Genomic DNA, 19,966 nt, shown 5'->3' with positions numbered 1-19,966 from the left:
AAAGTCGCCTTCTTCCATCAGCCGGGCGGCATTCCTCAACACGCACGCGTCTATAACAGAAATACACCCGCCATGAGCACGATCCCGGCGAGGAGACCGACCGCTCACCTGGGCAGGGTAACAGCGAGAAGCCCGAGAACCGGCGAACATACCGGACGTGTGCCGGAAGCCCTGCGGTAAATCCCTTTCTCCCGAACCACCCGGAGAAGCGTGACGACCACGCGGGCAAAGAACCGGGTCACGAGGATGAGGTACACCTCCCGGTAGACGAATAGAGCAATCCCTGTGACGACCGTGAGACTCCCCCGGGCGATATCCCTTTCTGCGTGCCCCTCCCGGTCCCTCTGCCGCATGCCCTTAACGGCCGTGAGGGGACCGGGAAAGAGAACAAGGGGGGCAGGGTTGCGGTAAACATGGGTGTAACGCCGGAAAGAGCAGGATGGTGCCTCTCCCGGGCAGGAGCGGTCCAGGCCACCATCCGGAGCCTCCAGCTCATGCGCTGGTCTTTAAGGCGCTGCAGGGGATCCCTCCACGCTGCATCCCTGTCTTCGGAACCTGTGTCGCGGGTGCCCCCCGTCAATCGTGTGACATCTGGTCGATCGCCGCCGTCACGGCGAGGACAAGCGCGTCGTCGTGCCCCGGCTCCACCTCCACACCGTAGGTATCCCTGACCCGGAACCACTTCTTCGAGACCCCGGCAACCCGCTCCCGCCGCCCGGCCTCGATATGGTACTCGTGGTCGAGGATGTTCCCCTGCACCTCCCAGTCCTCCCCTCCGGGGATACTGACCGTCCACCGGTCCCGGAGCGGCGCGATCAGCGCCTTCTTGATCGTCGCCGCCGTGCCGCCTTCGCCCCGCTCGATCTCCATCGTATCCTTGATCCGGAGCATCCTCTCCTGGATCGTGTAGAGGTCCCGCCCCTCCCTGCTCTGGATGACGAGGGTGTTCCTCACGCGGAGCGCTTTCCCGTCAACCTTGAACGCCCGCTCTCCGGCCGCGTCCTCGATCCAGTAGTCGTCCCCGATGGAGACGAGTTTCTCGTGCATCTTATAGCGGTGTGCCCCGCCGGCCTCTTCGCGGCCCGCAAGGCCGCCTTCTGCTCTCCTTCGCATCATGGATATCATCCTCTGCGTGTCTTTCAGACTGCCGTCGCCAATCACAGTACCCGCACATTATGGTTACTACACAGTGCAGGCCGGCGGTTCCGCAGGCCGGAACCGGCAGGAACCGTTCGGTCGCCGGAGCGCTGCCGCCCGGGTGCGATCCTCCGGCGGAGTTCGGGCATCGAAAGAGATTAATCCGTGACGGCACCTGACACGGCGCTCATAACATGGAGAGTGCAAGATGTCCGAGAGATGGAAGGGCACGGTCAATCTCGATATCCGGGATTCGGTGCCTGACTGGGAACCCTACCTGCAGCCGCAGGCAACGGAAGGTGCCCCTAACGTCCTGATGATCGTCTGGGACGACGTCGGCTACGGGGCCATGGACGTATTCGGCGGGCCCATCAAGACACCCACAATGCAGCGTATCGCCGATATGGGCATACGTTACAGCAACTTCCATACCACGGCGCTCTGTTCGCCCACCCGTTCGTGCCTGCTCACCGGGCGCAACGCAACCAGCAACAACATGGCCTGCATCACCGAGGCGTCCACCGGTTTTCCGGGGATCTCCGCCCGCATTCCTTTTGAGAACGGGTTTATCTCAGAGGTGCTCAACGATCGGGGCTGGAACACCTACGCCGTCGGCAAGTGGCACCTGACCCCGGGAGAAGAGACCGACATGTCCTCGTGGAAGGGGCGCTGGCCGCTCGGGCGGGGATTCGAGCGCTACTACGGATTTCTGGGCGGGGAGACCAACCAGTGGTACCCCGATATCGTCTACGACAACCACCCAATAGACCAGCCCTACCGCCCGGACGAGGGGTATCACTTCTCACGGGATATCGCCGATCGGGCGATCGAGTTCGTCCGCGACGCGAAGATGATCGCCCCCGAAAAGCCCTGGTTCATGTACTTCTGCCCCGGGTGTGCCCATGCCCCGCACCATGTCTTCAAGGAATGGGCTGATACGTACCGGGGCCGGTTCGATATGGGCTACGAGAAGATACGGGAGCAGATCCTCGATAACCAGAAGAAGATGGGACTGTTGCCGGAGAATACCGGGCTATCGCCCATCAACCCTCACGGTGAGCCGACAACGACCGGACCCGACGGTCAGCCATGGCCGCCTCTGGACTTCGTACCTCCCTGGGACTCGTTGAACGAGGACGAAAAGCGGCTTTTCATCCGTATGGCGGAGGTGTACGCCGGCTTTGTTACCTACACCGATGCCCAGATCGGACGGGTCCTCGACTACCTCGAGGAGTCCGGCCAGCTGGAGAATACCATCATCGTCGTTGTATCCGACAACGGCGCCAGCGCAGAGGGAGGGCCCAGCGGTTCCTTCAACGAGAACAAGTTCTTAAACAACATCCCCGACACGGTCGAGGCGAATCTGCCGCACATCGACGAGCTTGGCGGCCCGGCGGCATACAACCATTACTGCACCGGCTGGGCATGGGCTTTCGACACCCCGTTCCCCTACTGGAAGCGGTTTGCCGGGTACGAGGGCGGAACTGCGGACATGTGCCTGATTGCATGGCCCCGCGGCATCAGTGCCCGCGGCGAGGTACGCCACCAGTATGTCCACGCCGTGGACATTGTCCCGACGCTCTACGACCTGCTGGGGATCGAGCCGCCGAAGGTGCTGAAGGGCTATACCCAGAGCCCGATCGAGGGAGAGAGCTTCAAGGCCGGCTTTGACGATCCCGATGCGCCGGGACGGGAAACCCAGTTCTATGCCATGCTCGGCCAGAGGGCGATCTACCACCGGGGCTGGCTGGCAACCACGGTTCACCCGCCCCTCTCGGGCTGGGGCAACTACGCACACGACGTCTGGGAGCTCTACAACCTGAAGGAAGACCGGGCCCAGATCCAGAACCTTGCCGACGAAAAGAAAGACGTGCTCGAGCTCCTCAAGGGACTCTGGTTCTACTATGCGGGCATTTACCAGGGTATGCCCCTCGATGACCGCAACCCGCTGGAGATCTTTCTCACGCCGCGTCCCCAGCCCGCGAGCCCGAGAACCCGTTACATCTACTACCCGGGGGCTGCCGAGGTTCCCGAGACGGTAGCAGTCAATATCCGGGGGCGATCGTATGGGATCGTGGCCGGCGCCGTCACCGATGGGCCGGAGACGCAGGGCGTGCTGTTCGCCCACGGAGGTGTCGGTGGCGGGCACAGCCTCTACATTGCAGACGGGCGGCTTCACTACGTCTACAACTGGCTCGGGGATGCGATCCAGAAGATCTCCTCAAGCAGCACCGTGCCCGCCGGCCGGCACGTCTTCACCGCGGAGTTCATAAAGGACGGTGTGGATCCCGATACCAGGAGCGCCGTCGGCACCCTCACTCTCTACATAGACATGGAGAAGGTGGGCGAGGGACGGATCAGGACACAGCCGGGATCCTTCTCCCTCACCGGCGACGGGCTCTGTGTCGGCCGGGACAGCGGATCGCCGGTGTCGCCGGACTACTCCGCGCCTTTCGCCTTTACGGGCGGGACCATCGATCGGGTGGTGATCGATGTGAGCGGTGAGTATTATATCGACCACGAGAAAGAAGTGGCCGCCTGGATCATGCGGGATTAACCCCTGATCCAGAAACCATCATTGTTTCAGGGCGCCGTCTGTCTTCCACAGCACTTCCGGTACTTCAGCCCGCTCCCGCAGGGGCAGGGTTCGTTCCGGCCGACTCTTCCCGGCACCTTCCTCTCCGCCGCGAGCACCGGCATCACCTCGTCGGCGCACCTCCCCTGCCGGAGCAGGTCGGCCATCATCCGCATCGGGCGGTCGGCGTGGGAGAAGAACGCTTTATACCCCTCGCAGAGGTAGTTCAGTCCCGCCTCGCCGTCCGGTGTCTCGATGAACCGGTTCTTCGGGCATTCGCCGTTGCAGACGGGGAGGAGCGCACATGCCCGGCAGTACCGGGGAAGCGTATCGCGCTTGGCCGCCCCAAACCTCCGCTGTTTTTGGGAACTTACGAGCTCGACCAGCGGTGTCGTGAGGATGTTGCCGAGGAAGTGGTCCGGTTCGACGAAGTGGTCGCAGGAGTAGAGGTCGCCGGTATGCTCGAGCGCCACGCCGAGGCCGCAGGTCGGGGCGAAGATGCAGACCGTCCCCGCCATGTTGAGCCATCCCGCAAGCGCCCAGTCGAAGTTCAGGACAAACGTCCGGCCGACATCCCTTCTGACCCACTCATCGAAGATCTCGATCAGGAACCGTCCCCACTGTTCCGGCCGGACGGATCGATCGGTGACCGTATTTCCTTCCTGAAACCCCGTTTCGTTCTCCCGTTCCACGATGGGAATGAACTGGATGTACGGCGCACCGAGCTCGTCGCGGAAGAACCGGTAGACCTCCAGGGGATGATCGGCGTTCGTGCCGGTGACCGCACAGAGGATGTTGAACTCGACATGGTGCTTCCGGAGCAGGCGGGCGGCTTTGAGAACCCGGTCAAACGTGCCGCGGCCCCGTCTGTCCCTCCGGTAGACGTCGTGGAGGTGCCCGGGACCGTCCATGGAGAGGCCGACGAGGAAGTTGTTGTCGTGGAAGAACCGGCACCACTCGTCGTCGAGGAGGATGCCGTTTGTCTGGAAGGTGTTCTCGATACGGGTTCCGGGCCTCGCGCACTTCTTCTGCACTTCCACTGCCCGCCGGAAGAACTCCGGCCCCATCAGGGTCGGCTCTCCCCCCTGCCAGGCGATCGTCACAGGGGGCACGTGATGCCCTGCGAGGGTCTGGCGGATGTACTCTTCCATCACCGTATCGGTCATCCGGAAGTTGCTCTCCGGGTACAGCCCTTCCTTCTTTCTGAAGAAGCAGTAGGCGCAGTCGAGATTGCACCGGGCGCCGGTCGGCTTTGCCATGATGTGGAAGGCGAGGGGTGCCTCGCCATCAGGCCTGCGCATCACGCCACTCCGTTCTCATACTGCCGGGGATCCCACAGGCGAAGACACTCAGGTAGACCGTTGCAATGATAGCCGTCATCAGCGCACGGCATCCTCGTGATTTTTAGCTCACCCGCTATGTGACACCCCTGATACCGCCTGGATCCGGTCGATTTCTCGACCCTCTATCACTGCGCCGTGCAGTTCAGGTCTGCGTAAAGGCTCTGCTGTTCAGTCCGGACGGCCTGTATCTGCGGGCGGATGGTCTGAATGGCCTCAATGACGGTCAGATCGTCAGGAAGATCCTCTACGGCCCGGTCGAGGTCTTCATACGCCGCGTTGAGATCGTCGACCCGGATGTTAGCGACCTGGCCTGCAGAATCCCTGACGTTCTCCATGGCGGACCGGACCTGGTCCCGTCCATCCCGGATATCGCCGACAGAGGATCTCAGGCTGGTGTTCTCCATACTCTCAACCGCGGCTCCGAGGTCTGCGAGACTCTGGCAGAGCTGCGCCTCCGCCTCCTCTTCAGACGGCTGGACGCACCCGGCACCGGCGCAGGCCAGGACGAGGGCCAGCGCGACGAACAGTATCCCTACCTTCTTCATACCCGTCTCCCGGGCAGTCATCCTGCCCGGTGCCGGATGATAACATAGCATATATAAAACTATCCCAATCTATTGCGGTGAGCCGGGTGCTCCGCAACGGCGCTCCCACGCGCCCTCGTACCGGAGAGGGCGGCAGCAGGATACACTTCTTTGCGAAAGAGAGGGGGAGGCCGTACGCTCCGATCCCTCCCCTTCCTTCACCCCGGCAGTCGGAACGAAACGACGATCGCCGCGATGCCGCCGACGATGGCGAGCCCCGCAAGGAGCAGCACCAGGCCGACAGCCGCGACGAGCGGGTTTGCGATCAGGACCAGGCCGAAGATGATGCTCAGGATGCCGAGGATCCCGGTCCCCCAGCTGGCGCCGGAGAAGCCCTGCACCATGTAGACCGCACCGATGATCAGTCCCTCCACGCCGATGATGACCGCAAAGACTGTCGGGATGAGGATAGCGCTGTAGAGGGGATAGGCGAGCACCAGGACTCCTGCAAGGACGCCGAGGATCCCGACCAGCAGTTTCCAGCCCCGCCCGGTTTTGTCCGTAACGAGGCCGATGAACGCAACGATACCGTTGAACAACCAGTACAAGCCGAGGAACATGACGAGGATTTCCAGCGTCGGAATGGGGTAGATGAAGAAGAGAACGCCGAAGATGATCGCGATGACGCCGAGCAGCAGCACGAGCCGGCGTGACGGAGCCAGAGCAGCGCCGGACTCATAGGTGCCGGCACCGAACAGCGTGTTAGCCATAACAACACCGTGCGGAGGGCTCACTGTCGCTATATATAAGTATCTGCCCTCATCCGCCCGGCCCGGTCCGGCGGAGTCCTCCCCGATCCGCCGGCCTGACCGTCTTTCCGGGCCTGTACATCTCTTATCTGGCAGCAGGCCCCTGCACCGGTTGGGGGAGAGATCCCTCCTTCCTGTAGACGAGCTTCCGCGCCTCCTCCCCGAGCACCTGTTCGGGGCTCATGTACCCGAAGATCTGGATGATCCGGGCAACGAGCCCCGTCCACCCGGTCTGGTGGCTGGCACCGATCCCGGCTCCGTTATCCCCGTGGAAGTACTCGTAGAAGAGGAGGTAGTCGCGCCAGTGAGGATCGTCCTGGAACTTTTGGGCGTAGCCGAAGACCGGGCGCCGATCGCTCTCGTCGCGGAGGAAGACCCGGGTCAGGCGCCGTCCAATCTCTTCGCTCACCTGGTAGAGGTTCATCCGGTTCCCCGACCCCGTCGGGCATTCTACCGTAAAGTCGTTCCCGTAGTACGCATAGAGGTTCAACAGCGCCCGGAGCAGCATCATGTTCATCGGGAACCAGATCGGCCCCCGCCAGTTGGAGTTCCCGCCGAACATACCCGTATCGGAATCCCCGGGCAGGTACTGCACCCGGTGCTCCTGCCCGTCCTGGTAAAAGAGATAGGGGTCGTGCAGGTGTGCGCGGGAGAGGGACCGGATCCCGTAGTCGCCTAGGAACTCGTTCTCGTCCAGCATTCGCGAAAGAACCCTTCGCAGCCTCTCCTCGGTGAGGAGCGACAGGAGGATGCGTCCTCCGACGCCGGCCCGGCCGATGTTCGAGATGGTGGACGCCATACGCGTATGGTACCGGTTGAACCATTGGGCACGCTCCACGAAGTCAGGCATCTGCTCGACCATCTCCCGGGTAAAGACCGTGGTTGCGGCGAGCGGCAGCAGTCCCACCAGGGACCGCACCTTGAGGCGGGTTGCGCTCCCGTCGGGCAGGCGGAGGAGGTCGTAGTAGAAACCATCCTCCTCGTCCCACATCCCTTCCTGGTGCTCTCCGATGTTGTTGATCGCCGAGGCGATCCAGACGAAGTGCTCGAAGAACTTGGTCGCCATCTCCTGGTAGACCGGATCGTGGACGGCGAGTTCAGCGGCAATATCCAGCATCGTCTGGGCAAAGAGGGCCATCCACGCCGTCCCGTCTGCCTGCTCCAGGTAGCCTCCCGTAGGCAGAGGCGCACTGCGGTCGAAGACCCCGATGTTGTCGAGGCCGAGGAACCCACCCTCGAAGACGTTCTGGCCGGCGCGGTCCTTGCGGTTCACCCACCAGGTGAAGTTCATCAGCAGTTTCTGGAACATTCTCTCCAGGAACCGCACGTCCCCCGCGCCAAGGAGTTCCTTCTCCGTCCGGTAGATGAACAGGGCGGCCCAGGCATGCACGGGAGGGTTGACGTCGCTGAAGTTCCATTCGTAGGCCGGGATCTGGCCGTTCGGGTGCAGGTAGCGTTCGCGCAGCATCAGGTCGAGCTGGTTTTTGGCGAAGTCCGGGTCCACCATGGCAAGGGCAATGGTATGGAACGCCAGGTCCCATGCCGCATACCAGGGATACTCCCACTTGTCGGGCATGGATATGATGTCGGCGTTCACCATGTGGAACCATGAGTTGTTCCTGAGGGAGGGCCGCTGGCCCGGATCGTGCCCATCCAGCCAGCGATCGACCTCGTAGAGATAGTACTGCTTCGTCCAGAGCATCCCGGCGAGCGCCTGGCGCATCACGTTCGCCGCATCGGGGCCGACCGATGGAGGGGTGATGTTCTCGTAGAACGCATCCGCCTCCCTCTGCCGCTCTGCGAGCACGTTCTCAAAGGGGCTCCCGAACGGTGCCTCCCCGGAGGGCGGGGTCTGGGCGAGGCGCAGTCGTACCCTCTGCGCTTCCCCCGGGCCGAGGGTCAACCGGTAGTGCGCACAGGATTTTGTCCCGGATCCTTCCGGGTTCACGGCGCCGCTTCGCCCCTCGACGATGTAGTTGTTGATGCCGTCCTTCACGAACGGCGTGGCGTTCGGCGTCCCGAAGAGACGCTCCGTATTGGTCTCGTTCTCGGTGAAGAGCAGAACGGGAGCGCCTTCGCAGGAGAGGTAACGCTGCCCGAGATCCGGGTGGCCGGCCGCGATCACGCTGGTCCCCGGCGGACCCTCCGTCTTCCGGAGGGCCGGTTTCTCTGCACCGTCGCCCTGCCACCAGGTGTTGCGGAACCAGAGGGTGGGCAGCACGTGGAGGGATGCCTCCTCCGGACCGCGGTTATGCACGGTGATCTGCACCAGGATATCCTCAGGCGTTGCCTTCGCGTACTCCACGAAGACGTCGAAGTAGCGATCGCCGTCGAATATCCCCGTATCGATGAGCTCGTACTCCAGATCATACCGGGTGCGCTGCCGGTTCGTCTCGACAAGGTCGTTGTACGGGAACGCCGCCTGCGGATACCGGTAGAGGTACTTCATGTAGGAGTGCGAAGGGGTGTTGTCGAGGTAGTAGTAGTACTCCTTCACGTCCTCCCCGTGGTTCCCCTCGCCGTTGTTCAGGCCGAAGAGCCGTTCTTTGATGATGGGATCGGCACCGTTCCAGAGAGCGAGCGCAAAACAGAGGCGCTGGCCATCGTCGGAGATGCCGGCAATCCCGTCTTCCCCCCACCGGTAGGCGCGGGACCGTGCCTGGTCGTGCGTGAAATAGGCCCAGGAATTACCGTCCTCCCCGTAATCCTCTCTCACCGTCCCCCATTGCCGTTCGCTCAGGTAGGGTCCCCACCGACGCCAGGGGATACCGCTGGCGCGGATCTCGAGCATCCGTTGCCCCTCTGATGTGCCGGGTACAAACGTTGCGGGTGTCATGCGCAAGCCAGACCATCCATCACATAATATATTTTTCGAGGAATTGAATTCCGGGTTACCCCAATTGCACCATGCGGCGTTTCACCCCCTGTGTATGCGGGATCCGGGGGTTTCGCCTCATAGGCCGTCCAGGAAGACCGGATGAGGAAGCAGAACAGGAGGATGCCGGCCGGTGCGGCAGGCAGACCGGGAGGCCCCGTTGCCGCTACCGCCGGGCCGCTCGCCCGGTCTTCTCGAACGGGCGATGCACTGCCATCCGGGAACGCCGGTCTGCTGAATTTATATACACCCTCTACGTTTGATGCATCGAATCGAGGGCTGACATGATGACCAACTCCGCAGACCCGGCTCCTCCGGCACCGGTGGCAGCCCCGCAGGGCGTGCTCCTGCCGCTTGCGCTGGCCCAGTTCATCTGCAGCTACGCTGCCTCGAACATGAACGTGGCCATCAGCAACATCGCCACCGACCTGGGGACGACGGTCAGCGGCGTCCAGACGACCATCGCCGTCTTTACGCTCACCATGGCGGCCCTGATGATCCCCGGCAGCAAGCTGACGGATATCCTGGGCCGCACGTATCTCTTCCGGCGAGGCCTGCTGGTCTACGGCGTGGGAGCACTGGTTGCAGCAGCGGCGCCGGGGATCGGGATCCTGATCCTCGGCTACTCGCTCCTCGAAGGCATCGGGACCGCGCTGCTGATCCCGCCTGTCTACATCCTCGCGACGGTCTTCTTTCCCGACCTCACCTCACGCGCCCGCGCTTTCGGCGCGATCAGTGCGGCGGGCGGTATCGGGGCGGCCGCAGGCCCGCTGGTCGGCGGGATCATCACCACCGCGATCAGCTGGCGAGCAGCCTTTGTCGTGCAGGCTCTCGTCGTCGGGATCGTCATCCTTCAAAGCCGGAAGATCGTCGACCCGGGTATCCAGGGCCCAAAACCCCGTCTGGACATCGTCGGAACCATCCTCTCGGCGGCGGGACTCTTCTTCGTGGTGGTCGGCATCCTGCAGGCCTCGACCTACGGCTGGTTTGCGGCCAGTCAGGACTTCGTCATCGGGAATACGGTCTTGATCCCGCAGGGCGGCATATCGCCGGTATGGGTCTTCGTGCTGATCGGACTGCTGTTGCTGGCCGGGTTCTTCTGGCACATCCGGTCCATGGAGCGGGCGGGCAAGGAGCCGCTGCTCTCCACCAGGCTGTTTAAGAACCGCACATCGAACCTCGGCCTCATCACGCAGAACATCCAGTGGCTGGTCCTGATGGGCCTCTCGTTCGTGGTGTCGGTCTACCTGCAGACGGTGCGGGGCTACAGCGCGATCGAGACCGGCCTGGTCCTGACACCGGCCACGATCGGCATCCTGCTCTCCTCGATGGCTGCGGCCAGGCTGGCGCGGAGGCGTTCCCAGGCAACGTTGATCCGGGCGGGGTTCATCGTGACGGTCGTCGGCGTGCTCCTCCTGCTGCTGTGGGTGCGGGAGACCTCGAACGTCCTTACCTTCGTGCCGGGCCTTTTTCTGGTCGGCCTGGGCGTCGGGGTGATGCTGACATCCTCGGTCAACGTCGTCCAGTCCAGTTTCCCCGAGAAAGACCAGGGGGAGATATCGGGCCTCTCGCGCAGCGTCTCGAACCTGGGCTCCTCGCTCGGCGTGGCCATCGCGGGCACCGTCATCGTATCCACCCTTGTTGAGGGGAACATGGGCTACGCCCTTGCGCTGGTCGTCCTGGTGTTCTTTGCTCTGGTCGGCCTTGCAGCTGCGTTCATGCTGCCCGCGAGTCCGGTGCCCCGGAGCCCGGGCCCGAGCCTGCCTGATCGGCGCCCCTCCCGTCACCCGCCCGGACGCCCGCGGGACCGGAAGTAGGCCTCGATCTGCTCCAGGGACAGCCCTTTCGTCTCCGGCACGAGTTTGAAGACGAAGAGCCACGCGAGCAGGGCAACCACCGCGTAGAGGAGGAAGACCCCCGACTCCCCGATCAGGTCCACCAGCGAGAGGAACGTCGCCGCGATGAGGAAGTTCGCGGTCCAGTTCGTGACCGTCGCAAGGCTCATGGCCAGTCCCCGCACGCTGAGCGGGTAGATCTCGGCGATGAGCAGCCAGAAGATCGGGCCGAGGCCCAGCGCAAAGGCGGCGACGTAGATGATGAGACTCACCGCGGTGACCTGCCCGAGCGAGACGGCCGCCCCTCCGGCGCCGCTCTTCTCGAGGGCGAACCCGATCCCGAGGAGCAGCATGGCGATACCCATCCCGGCAAGGCTCCAGAGGAGCAGCGGCCGGCGCCCCGCCCGGTCGACGAGCCGGATGGCGATGAGGGTCACCAGGACGTTTACGACGCCGATCCCGACCGTCGCGGCGATCGAGGCGGTCGCCTCCGCGAGTCCGGCAAACTGGAAGATGGTCGGGGCGTAGTAGATGACGGTGTTGATCCCGGTCGCCTGCTGGAGGATCGCGAGCCCGAGACCCAGGAGCAGCGGGAGCCGAACCGCGGGCGCGACCAGGTCCGACAACGTCCCCGCCCCCTCCGTGCGCACGCTCCTCTCGATCTCCCCGAGTTCGTCCGATACGTCGGCGGTGCCGCGGATCTTTTTGAGGACGGTTGCGGCCTCGGCGGGACGGTTCATGAACATCAGCCACCGGGGGCTCCGGGGCATCAGGAACATGCCGACCAGGAGAACCGTGCCCGGGATCACGCCCGCAAGGAACATCGCCCGCCAGTCGCCGGCTGCCGCAAAGGAGTAGTTCACGCCGTAGGCGATCAGGATGCCGACCGTTATCAGGAGCTGGTTGAGCGAGACAAGGGCGCCCCGGATGCTTTCCGGCGCAATCTCCGAGATATAGAGGGGCGCGACGAACGATGCGACGCCGATAGCGATCCCGATCAGGATCCGGCCGATGATGAATATGGAGAAGATGGGGGAGAGAACGACCACAAACGTGCCCGCGATGAAGATCACCGATGCGGCCAGGATGGAGGTGCGGCGCCCCACCCGATCGGAGAGAGGCCCCCCGAAGAGCGCCCCGAGGATCGCGCCCATCAGCACGGAGCTCACCGCCACCTCGGTCGTGACGCTTGTTAAGCTGAACTCCTCGTTGATGAAGAGGATCGCCCCGGAGATGACGCCGGTATCGAACCCGAAGAGGATCCCGGCAACGGCGGCGATTGCCGCGACGACGAGGACGAACCCCGTGACACGGCCGGGTTCAGAGGTCATGGGGGCCCTCCACCCCGCCGGGGAGTCTCTCCCGAACCCGGAGAGGAGGGGCGGGATGAGAGGGGTTCACCATCGGGTCGTGGAGAGAGGGCGATTTCGTGAAATAACAGGAATACTCCGTCACCGGAGACTGCCGGGGATGTCATCGCGTTCAGTTGCAATCCAGGTACTTAAACCTGTAGGCCGGAGACGGATATCACGGCTCTTCGCGCCGCCCCGGCCTGAGCGAATGCGGCAGTCCTGCCCGGCGCACCAGGTAATAGCCGCCGCAGAGGGCGATGATGATCAGCGCGATACCGATGAGCTCGCCTGCGGTTGACGTGTCGAGGAGGATGACCTTTCTTGCGATGGCGATGATCGCGACGAGGATGACGATCTCGACGTGGAACTCTCTCTTATCGAGGTACGCCTTTATCGTCTCCAGGAGTTCCAGGCCGATGAGGATCAGCAGGAAGTACCCGAGAAGATCGAAGAGTTCATCGCTATCGAGCCGGTAGGTGGAGACCTCGAACACCGCCGTGACCACCATCCACCCCAGTTCGAGGAGCGAGAAGGAGAGCAGCACAACCAGGAATACGATGAGCGCGATGTAGGTAACGTGCTCAAAACGCTCCACGAAACGGCGCATGCATAGGTTATCCTGCGGATCCGCATAAATAGATGCCGGAAATGTTGCAGATTCTGATTTATGGGATCCTCCCGGTCTCACGCGGTGCTGGGGGCGCCGTGCCCCCGGAGAGATGCGAAGGCGATCTGTCCCGGGTGCTGTGTTGCATAAATCTGATCCACTGACCCCAACACAGAAGATGCCGGACATCCCCTCCGCCCCTTCATGCCAAAGACCGAACGTTGGGGACGCCCGTACCCCGATACTCGTGACTGGGGTATATATAATGAGCTCCTGACCAAGCGCGGCGAGTTCTATCTCTCGCTTGACTTTGTCGACCAGTGGGATGCCCAGCTCGCCCAGATGAACGCTGGCAAGCGTGGCCAGCCCTTCCAATATCCTGCATCATTCATTGAATGGATGGCCCGCATCCACGTCTTCTTGAGGATGCCCTACCGCCAGATGGAGGGATTTGTCCGGAAACTCGCGACATTCATCCCCTCTCTCCGGGCAGCCGACTATACCACGCTTTTCCGTCGAATCAAGAATCTGGATCTCTCGCTCGAGGTACTCCCCGAGATCCTCGCCGAAGATGTCATCATCGCCGCTGATAGCACCGGGATCAAGGTCACGAACCGAGGGGAGTGGATGCGCGAGAAATGGGGGGCCAGACGTGGTTGGATCAAGGTGCATCTCATGATCGATGTCGAGACCAACCAGGCGCTCGGTCTGGAAATCACCGATGAGTCGGTACAGGACGACCAGCTGTTCATTCCCCTCCTCGACCAGACCCAACAACACTGTGGCGAGGAACACCCGGTGTACCGAGTTCTCGCGGATGGTGCCTATGACCGGAACGAACTCTTCAACGCCCTCGAACACCGGGGAATCGCCTCGGGCGTCAAGACGAGAACTGATGCTGCAACCCACTCGACCGGGTCACCGTATCGAGCCGAATGCGTCAGAAACCGAAACAGATGGGGTGGATATCTCAGATGGGCGCTGGTAGTTACCTACGGGATGCGGTGGAAGGCGGAAGGAGCCTTCTCCACCATCAAACGGATCCTGGGAGAGGGGGTACAGGCGACGTCTCGGGAGGGGATGTTTCGTGAATTACGGATGAAAGTGAACTGCTATAACAGGTTAATCGCTCTGGCAGCCTGACAGGAGGGGAATGGCGGGGGTAACCACCAGGATAATTATGCAACACAGCAGTCCCGGGGCAATGTTCATATACCACAGTGCGCACCCTATGGCACGCCGGAATTGCAAGAACTCCGGGGCTCGCCCCTCTCCCGGCGTTCGGGTGAAACAATGGACCGATCTAAGGCGATTGATGGGGTCCGGAAGGGGTTTCGGGCAGTTGCCATCGCGTTCGTCGTCGCCACCCTGATACCCGTGCTTCTCGGGCTTCTCCTCTCCGTCCCGACCGCGAGGGTCTTTTCCCTGATCGTCTCCACCCTCCTTCTCCAGGCAAACGCCGTTTTCGTCGGCATGGGGCTCGGCCTGAACCCTGCATTCATCCTCGCCGTCATGACGTTCGTTGAACTCGGGATCGTCCTTGCCATCTACGAGATCCTGGACGTGTTTGCCGAGCAGTCGGAGAGGGTCAGGCGTTTCACGAAGAGCACGGAGGCAAAGATGGAGCGGTACCCGATCCTGCAGAGGTACGGCGCAGTCACGCTCATCATCCTCCCCATGCTCCCGGTGATCGGGCTCTACTCCAGCGTCGTCATCGGGTGGCTTCTGCGGTGGAACAAACTCCAGTCAGTCTTCTTCGTCACGCTGGGATGGATCCTCGTCACCGGCTTCCTCCTGCTCGTGGCGCTCGGGTTCGTCCGGGTGGTCTTCTGATACGAACGGCGAAGACTGCGATACGCCCGGATGCCGGGCAACAGAACGAGATATATAGTTGAACCGGCATCCTGCTCCGGAGGCGCACGATGTCTCTTGGTCCGGTCGAGTATATGGTCATCGAGTTTCCGGGAAACCAGTTCAAAGGCGAGATCGTCCCGGCGTTGCGCGAGGTGGTCGATAAAGGCGTCATCCGCATCATCGATCTCGTCTTCGTGAGGAAAGACGAGCAGGGCAACGTCAGCGTGATGGAACTTGCCGACCTCCAGAAGGATGCGGCGGACGCGTTCGCCCCCCTCGCGCGGGAGGCGAGCACGCTCTTCGCCGAGGAGGATGTACAGAAGGTCGGCGAGATCATGGAGAAGAACAGTTCCGTGGCGCTGCTTCTCTTCGAGCACGTATGGGCAACGAGGTTCCGCGACGCCGTTCTCAACGCCGACGGAAGGTTGATCGCGGGCGAACGCATCCCAAAAGAGAGGGTGGATGCCGCGCTGGCGTGGAGACCAGAAGAGCAGGAAGCACTGGAGGCGGCACCATGAGAGGCGGCCGGCCGGGCCTTATCGGCACCGTGGCCCGTACCGCGGTGGTCGCGGGGACAGCCACCGTGACTACCCGCGCTGTCGATAAGAGGATGCGGGAGAGGGAGATGAAGAAGGCGGCGCAGGTGCAGGCGCCCGCCCCGACAGGGATAACCCAGGAGGATAAGATGGCTCAACTCAGGGAACTCGCGGAGTTGAAACAGATGGGGGCCCTGACGGAGGAGGAGTTCCAGCAGAAGAAGCAGAAGATCCTTGCCCGGTAGGAGCGCCGGACTCCACCATCTTTGAGGCTCCCGAACCGGCCGGCGCAACGCAAGGAGCCGTCTATCAGCGGAATTCAGGCCACACCGCGATTGCAGGACCATGGCATCTAAACAGCGACTCGGGCGGGACTACGGGCATACCGGAATCCGCCGCTGAAGCAGTCCCCCGGGCGGGAGAGAAGAGCGGTGCAGGGGACCGGCGCCGCACTATCCCGGATCAGGCCCGCGCAGGCCCGCTGTTCCCGAACGCTTGAGGTTCCTGCCCGTCACCCCTTTCCCGGGGATACCGACCGGGTGCCTGAACCGGTACGGACGGCGGCGAACGCAGGGAACACGGGCCCGTTCTGCCCCCGGGAGTCGTGGTTTTTAGAGGTGCCGTCACGGGATTCGGCGAAAGGCCATTCGCCCTCAATAACCGCGTTATATTACTATTTATTCAAAATAAAGGCATATCGTTAAAATAACAAATGGAAAAGGTTATGATAAGGCGGGTCTTAGAATAGTTGCCTGTTGGCACGGTGTCCTCTGTTAAACCGGGTAACGCCCGTTAACACTCATCGTAATCCTTCAGGCGATCGTTACAAACTTACCGGATACCATATCAGATTACGTCTCATTCCACATACCAGGTGTCTCATTATCAATTTAGTTCAATCCACACGCGTTACCTCCCATTTGACCGGCAGGGATGAGGGGGGGCAGAACAGGCGGTCACCGGTCTCCGGAGAGGGGAACGGCACGGGAAGATGTGAACCATCTCCCCGTGCCGCGGAGACCGGACCCCTATACACACCCCATGGCGCGGGTTCGCCCGGTCAGGAAGCCACGCTCATCCGGGTGCGGTGATTCTTATTTTAACTACGTAGCGGTCGCGCTCGATAGGACGCGTCCGCCGGGTTCATGCCGGAACCGGCGCAGCCTCTACCGATTCCGCCACCCGCACGAGTTCAGTTTTGCCGAGCATGGCGCCCGTAACCTGGTAGGCGTATTCGCCGTCACGCCAGCGGAGCTGGTCCTTCCCGCCGGCGGAGACGTACTCGGCCTCCCGGCCGTCGGAGAGGAGCACCGCCTCAGGCGTCCCGGGGAGCACCCTTTCCTCCCGGTAGGGGTCGTGCAGCCGTTTCACGACCTCCAGGTCGTTGTTGCCGTTCGTGAACCGGAGCACCGTATAGCCGCCGGGGAGGTGCGTCCCGTCGGCAAAGGCGTATCCCTCCGGGAGGGAGGACGGCATCTCCACACCATAGTGCCGGGCGTCGTCGATGCTCGATAAGAAGAGCGGCGTGATCGCGGCCGTCGGCATCGGCCGGATCGTGGTTCCGGCCGGCGGGTCGAAGACGAAGAGGTCGTCCGGGAGCCCGGTGTTCGCCAGAGGATCGGTGTAATCGGCTGCGAGGATCAGGTTCCCCTGGTTGCCGTACATCTCCAGGCCGAGGAGGAGCCGGGTCTCGGCGTCGATCCGGACTTTGAAACGGTGCACCGCCTCCCGGTAGCGAGTGGGCGCCTCGAAGAGTTTCGAGTCGTCCGCGACCTCAAGGAGATAGGCGGTGCGGCCGCCGACGATCTCGGTGCCCCGGTACGAGGCGTTCTGCTCGGCAAGCGACTCCGCGACCGTCTCCGTATACCCCCGGACCCCCTCCGCCCAGCCGGGGTAGGGCGGTTCGGAGAAGGCGGCATTCATATACGGCCCGGCGACCGTCAGCGCCGTCCGGGTCGTCGGGTCGTAGCGCCATTTCCGGGTGCCGTTCGAGACGACGACGGTTCCCGCGAGGTCCCCGGGCTCGAGGTACTCGATCCGGTAACACCCGGGGTCTTTCCGGAACAGCCTCGCGGTGACGTTCTCGGAACCGGCCGCTACCGCTACGGTGGCGGAGAAGTCCGTCGCCCGCTCCTCCGCCGCGACGAACCGGGCGGCGATCTCGTCCGCCGGCGGCGGGTCCGCGGCGGTGCCGAGGCACCCGGCGGTGCAGGCGAGGACGAGGAGCACGAGCACCAGATGCTTCATCGGCAGGCCGCCCCCGCCACGATAAGGAGCAGCCCGACGACCGGCATGAGGAGGAGGGCATACAGGGGTCCGACAAACTCCATGACGCCCGGTGCGGACACGGGAGTGGGGATGAGGAACGCACCAAAGGCCAGGAAGAGCGAGGCGATGCCGAGTACCGTGACGACGACGGTCGGCATCCGCACCCTCTTCCGGCAGTCGTCCGGGAAGGAGGAGAGGAGCAGTGCCGCGGCCGGGGGAAGAAGGAACATGATCTGGAAGGCGGGGTTCCCGGAATGATCCGGCACAGCCCACGCCGCGACCCCCGTCCAGAGCAGAAGAGCAGTACAGACGGCCACGAACGGTATGCCCCAGAACCACCGGGGCGACTCCCGCCGCATCGCCCGCAGGAACTCAACCGACCCGGCGAGCGAGATGAGCGAGAGCAGGAATATGACGCTCCCGGAGCCGATGGAGCCATGGGAAGCGAGCATCACCGGCATGACCGCCCAGAGAAAGAAGAAGACCGCGCTCGCGGCGATGAGCGGACCGGCCTTCATCCTCGCCTCACCCCGCGGCAGAGGAGCGCGATCCCGCAGGCGACCGTCGCCGCGAGCGTCCCGAACCCGGGGGCACGGGCGGGCGCCGTCCACCCGTTCTCACCGAACGACCGGGTCGTCCCGGCGAGGATGTAGCCGCCGTCGGCCGTCGCCGCAAGAGCCGAGATATCGTCGGTCGCATCTCCGCCGAACGAGTGCGCAGCGGTGACGTTTCCCGTATAGTCCAGGATCACCAGCCACCCGTCGTGCGGCCCTCCGGCGTAGACCGTGCCGGTGAAGGCATACTGCCCCGGAGACGGCGCGACCGCCGACGTGACCAAGATGCCGGGAATCTCCGGCGTCACGGTCCAGGCGACATTCCCGGTCCCGCCGATCTTGATGAGACAGGGGCCGGGGAGGTCGCTTCCGGGCCGGAATGCCCCGCCGGCGACGAGGTAACCGACGGCGCCTCCGCCGGGCGGCTCAAGAAGAGTCGCGCTGGTGCCGCCGTCCATCCCGTCAAGCGTCCTCGTCCAGAGAACCTCCCCCGCCGGATCGGTCTTGAACACCCGGATCGGCGCGGCGGTTCCGGAACGATCCGCTTCCCAGGGGTTCCTCACCGCGACGAGGTAGCCGCCGTCGATCGGGGTTGGTATGACGCTGTCCACGATCCCGGAACCGTTGCCGCCGATGGACCGGCTCCACTCCTCTCTCCCATCGCGGTCGACCCGAACCAGCCAGGCGTTGTCGGTTCCGGTCTTTCTGTTCCCGCCAAGGATGAACCCGCCGTCACCGGTCATGGCGACCGTCGTGAAGAGCCCGTCCCCCGGAAACGTCCGGCTCCAGACCTCACGACCGTCCGGCGCGACCTTGAAGAGCCAGGCACTCCGCGTATCCTTCTCCGGCGTCCAGCCGGTGCTCCCGGCGACGACGTAGTTGCCGTCGTCGGCCGCGACCACGGCACGCACAGTATCCCAGTCCGGCCCGCCGTAAGTCTTCCTCCAGACCTCATTGCCGTCCGCGTCCGTCCTGAGCAGCAGGGCGTCCCGGAACCCGGTGTTTCCGGCGATCAGGTACCCCCCATCGTCCGCCTGGAGCACCGACGCGACATCCGCACTATCCCCGCCGGGGTAGGTCCGGTTCCAGACCTCGTTCCCCTGCCCGTCCGTCTTGACGAGCCAGACGGAGAGGTCATACCAGGTGGCCTGCGTGCCCGTGGGCTCGGTGGCAAACGCCTCCGCCATGGCCCGGGAGATATCAGCGAGCAGGGCGTTCTCCTCATCGGTCAGGACCGGGTTCTCCCCCGCCGCCGGGTCGAACGCGATCCGGGTCACCGAGCCTTCGGTCTCGTGCACCACCGGATACTTTCGCCAGATCTCGCGGAGGGACTCCTTCAACGCCTCCTTCTCTTCGGCGGAGCGGGGGGAGCGGTCGATGTAGCCGAGCAGGTTCTCCCGCTCGTCTTCCGTCCCGGCGAGCATGACGTAGTAGGGCGACGCCCGCTTCACCGCGTCGTCGATCTCAAGCCGGTCGACGGGCGCCTCCACCGGGCTTTCGGCCGGACGGGGGGTCTCGGCAGCCGCAGGGAGGATGAAGAGGCAGAGGATGAGGATAACGTGAAGATACTTCATGGGAACACTCCGGCCTCCCGATTTCGTCAAACATCGGTCCGGCACGTCTGCCGGCAGAACGGAAGGCCTATTAATGAGCGATGGGGGAAGGCGCTATATATCTCTTCTGTGCGGACTATCTAC

17 protein-coding genes are annotated in these 19,966 nt (G+C 63.4%); 6 read left to right on the top strand and 11 right to left on the bottom strand.

All coding sequences use genetic code 11. The features are described from left to right. Positions 1-104 precede the first annotated feature (104 nt). On the bottom strand, positions 105-353 hold the full coding sequence (locus tag L21_RS12340) for a hypothetical protein (protein WP_074370755.1): 249 nt from the start codon (positions 351-353) through the stop codon (positions 105-107). 223 nt (positions 354-576) lie between these two features. Then, a complete protein-coding gene (locus L21_RS12335) occupies positions 577-1,116 on the bottom strand; it encodes an LURP-one-related/scramblase family protein (protein WP_074370754.1) in 540 nt (179 codons plus the stop codon). 229 nt (positions 1,117-1,345) lie between these two features. On the opposite strand from L21_RS12335, the gene L21_RS12330 reads away from it, so the two are divergent. Continuing rightward, positions 1,346-3,694 (top strand): arylsulfatase, encoded by a 2,349-nt coding sequence (locus tag L21_RS12330; RefSeq protein ID WP_074370753.1) that lies wholly within the window; start codon positions 1,346-1,348, stop codon positions 3,692-3,694. 26 nt (positions 3,695-3,720) lie between these two features. Here L21_RS12330 and L21_RS12325 read toward each other — a convergent pair whose 3' ends face one another. The 4 genes from L21_RS12325 to L21_RS12310 form a co-directional block, all read right to left on the bottom strand. Then, on the bottom strand, positions 3,721-5,013 hold the full coding sequence (locus tag L21_RS12325) for an anaerobic sulfatase maturase (RefSeq protein ID WP_074370752.1): 1,293 nt from the start codon (positions 5,011-5,013) through the stop codon (positions 3,721-3,723). Positions 5,014-5,180: 167 nt separating this feature from the next. Next, entirely contained in the window at positions 5,181-5,600 is a 420-nt protein-coding gene (locus L21_RS12320; RefSeq protein ID WP_074370781.1) for a hypothetical protein, read from the bottom strand. Between the two features lie 197 nt (positions 5,601-5,797). Next, the gene (locus L21_RS12315; protein ID WP_074370751.1) at positions 5,798-6,349 is read right to left on the bottom strand and encodes an HdeD family acid-resistance protein; all 552 of its coding nucleotides are present in this window, start codon (positions 6,347-6,349) and stop codon (positions 5,798-5,800) included. Positions 6,350-6,473: 124 nt separating this feature from the next. Continuing rightward, entirely contained in the window at positions 6,474-9,179 is a 2,706-nt protein-coding gene (locus L21_RS12310) for an MGH1-like glycoside hydrolase domain-containing protein (protein WP_256713209.1), read from the bottom strand. 368 nt (positions 9,180-9,547) lie between these two features. On the opposite strand from L21_RS12310, the gene L21_RS12305 reads away from it, so the two are divergent. Then, entirely contained in the window at positions 9,548-11,080 is a 1,533-nt protein-coding gene (locus tag L21_RS12305; protein WP_143727303.1) for an MFS transporter, read from the top strand. On the opposite strand, the gene L21_RS12300 is transcribed toward L21_RS12305, so the two are convergent. Both L21_RS12300 and L21_RS12295 read right to left on the bottom strand, forming a co-directional pair. Further along, a complete protein-coding gene (locus L21_RS12300) occupies positions 11,047-12,429 on the bottom strand; it encodes a sugar porter family MFS transporter (protein WP_074370749.1) in 1,383 nt (460 codons plus the stop codon). The genes L21_RS12305 and L21_RS12300 overlap by 34 nt on opposite strands. Before the next feature lie 196 nt (positions 12,430-12,625). Beyond that, a complete protein-coding gene (locus L21_RS12295) occupies positions 12,626-13,057 on the bottom strand; it encodes a phosphate-starvation-inducible PsiE family protein (RefSeq protein ID WP_074370748.1) in 432 nt (143 codons plus the stop codon). Between the two features lie 204 nt (positions 13,058-13,261). Here L21_RS12295 and L21_RS12290 point away from each other — a divergent pair, with 204 nt between their 5' ends. The 4 genes from L21_RS12290 (at position 13,262) to L21_RS12275 (ending at position 15,692) form a co-directional block, all read left to right on the top strand. After that, complete coding sequence (locus L21_RS12290) at positions 13,262-14,200, top strand: IS5 family transposase (RefSeq protein WP_074370747.1); 939 nt, start codon at positions 13,262-13,264, stop codon at positions 14,198-14,200. A 150-nt stretch (positions 14,201-14,350) separates the two neighbouring features. After that, complete coding sequence (locus L21_RS12285; RefSeq protein WP_074370746.1) at positions 14,351-14,890, top strand: small multi-drug export protein; 540 nt, start codon at positions 14,351-14,353, stop codon at positions 14,888-14,890. Positions 14,891-14,979: 89 nt separating this feature from the next. Continuing rightward, a complete protein-coding gene (locus tag L21_RS12280; RefSeq protein WP_074370745.1) occupies positions 14,980-15,429 on the top strand; it encodes a DUF6325 family protein in 450 nt (149 codons plus the stop codon). Next, positions 15,426-15,692, top strand: a complete 267-nt coding sequence (locus L21_RS12275) for an SHOCT domain-containing protein (protein WP_074370744.1) — start codon at positions 15,426-15,428, stop codon at positions 15,690-15,692. The genes L21_RS12280 and L21_RS12275 overlap by 4 nt, the downstream gene beginning before the upstream one ends. An 898-nt stretch (positions 15,693-16,590) precedes the next feature. On the opposite strand, the gene L21_RS12270 is transcribed toward L21_RS12275, so the two are convergent. From L21_RS12270 to L21_RS12260, 3 genes are read right to left on the bottom strand one after another with little or no spacing between them, the layout of a single operon-like run. Beyond that, complete coding sequence (locus L21_RS12270) at positions 16,591-17,694, bottom strand: outer membrane lipoprotein-sorting protein (RefSeq protein ID WP_074370743.1); 1,104 nt, start codon at positions 17,692-17,694, stop codon at positions 16,591-16,593. Then, complete coding sequence (locus L21_RS12265) at positions 17,691-18,233, bottom strand: hypothetical protein (RefSeq protein WP_074370742.1); 543 nt, start codon at positions 18,231-18,233, stop codon at positions 17,691-17,693. The genes L21_RS12270 and L21_RS12265 overlap by 4 nt, the downstream gene beginning before the upstream one ends. Continuing rightward, positions 18,230-19,843, bottom strand: coding sequence for a PQQ-binding-like beta-propeller repeat protein (locus L21_RS12260; protein ID WP_074370741.1), 1,614 nt, complete (start codon positions 19,841-19,843; stop codon positions 18,230-18,232). Before L21_RS12260 ends, L21_RS12265 begins: the two co-directional genes overlap by 4 nt. Positions 19,844-19,966 lie beyond the last annotated feature (123 nt).

Origin of the sequence: Methanoculleus chikugoensis (assembly GCF_900095385.1) — an archaeon.
GTDB lineage: Archaea > Halobacteriota > Methanomicrobia > Methanomicrobiales > Methanoculleaceae > Methanoculleus > Methanoculleus chikugoensis_A.
Note: the sequence above shows the minus strand (reverse complement) of the source record. Positions and strands in the feature narration are given on the sequence as shown.

Excerpts from the sequence above, each read along its gene's own strand:
- L21_RS12325 (WP_074370752.1), bottom strand. The coding sequence starts at position 5,013 with ATGCGCAGGCCTGATGGCGAGGCACCCCTCGCCTTCCACATCATGGCA.
- L21_RS12330 (WP_074370753.1), top strand. The coding sequence starts at position 1,346 with ATGTCCGAGAGATGGAAGGGCACGGTCAATCTCGATATCCGGGATTCG.
- L21_RS12300 (WP_074370749.1), bottom strand. The coding sequence starts at position 12,429 with ATGACCTCTGAACCCGGCCGTGTCACGGGGTTCGTCCTCGTCGTCGCG.
- L21_RS12285 (WP_074370746.1), top strand. The coding sequence starts at position 14,351 with ATGGACCGATCTAAGGCGATTGATGGGGTCCGGAAGGGGTTTCGGGCA.
- L21_RS12265 (WP_074370742.1), bottom strand. The coding sequence starts at position 18,233 with ATGAAGGCCGGTCCGCTCATCGCCGCGAGCGCGGTCTTCTTCTTTCTC.
- L21_RS12320 (WP_074370781.1), bottom strand. The coding sequence starts at position 5,600 with ATGAAGAAGGTAGGGATACTGTTCGTCGCGCTGGCCCTCGTCCTGGCC.
- L21_RS12335 (WP_074370754.1), bottom strand. The coding sequence starts at position 1,116 with ATGATGCGAAGGAGAGCAGAAGGCGGCCTTGCGGGCCGCGAAGAGGCC.
- L21_RS12280 (WP_074370745.1), top strand. The coding sequence starts at position 14,980 with ATGTCTCTTGGTCCGGTCGAGTATATGGTCATCGAGTTTCCGGGAAAC.
- L21_RS12305 (WP_143727303.1), top strand. The coding sequence starts at position 9,548 with ATGATGACCAACTCCGCAGACCCGGCTCCTCCGGCACCGGTGGCAGCC.
- L21_RS12260 (WP_074370741.1), bottom strand. The coding sequence starts at position 19,843 with ATGAAGTATCTTCACGTTATCCTCATCCTCTGCCTCTTCATCCTCCCT.
- L21_RS12290 (WP_074370747.1), top strand. The coding sequence starts at position 13,262 with ATGCCAAAGACCGAACGTTGGGGACGCCCGTACCCCGATACTCGTGAC.
- L21_RS12270 (WP_074370743.1), bottom strand. The coding sequence starts at position 17,694 with ATGAAGCATCTGGTGCTCGTGCTCCTCGTCCTCGCCTGCACCGCCGGG.
- L21_RS12315 (WP_074370751.1), bottom strand. The coding sequence starts at position 6,349 with ATGGCTAACACGCTGTTCGGTGCCGGCACCTATGAGTCCGGCGCTGCT.
- L21_RS12275 (WP_074370744.1), top strand. The coding sequence starts at position 15,426 with ATGAGAGGCGGCCGGCCGGGCCTTATCGGCACCGTGGCCCGTACCGCG.
- L21_RS12340 (WP_074370755.1), bottom strand. The coding sequence starts at position 353 with ATGCGGCAGAGGGACCGGGAGGGGCACGCAGAAAGGGATATCGCCCGG.
- L21_RS12310 (WP_256713209.1), bottom strand. The coding sequence starts at position 9,179 with ATGCTCGAGATCCGCGCCAGCGGTATCCCCTGGCGTCGGTGGGGACCC.
- L21_RS12295 (WP_074370748.1), bottom strand. The coding sequence starts at position 13,057 with ATGCGCCGTTTCGTGGAGCGTTTTGAGCACGTTACCTACATCGCGCTC.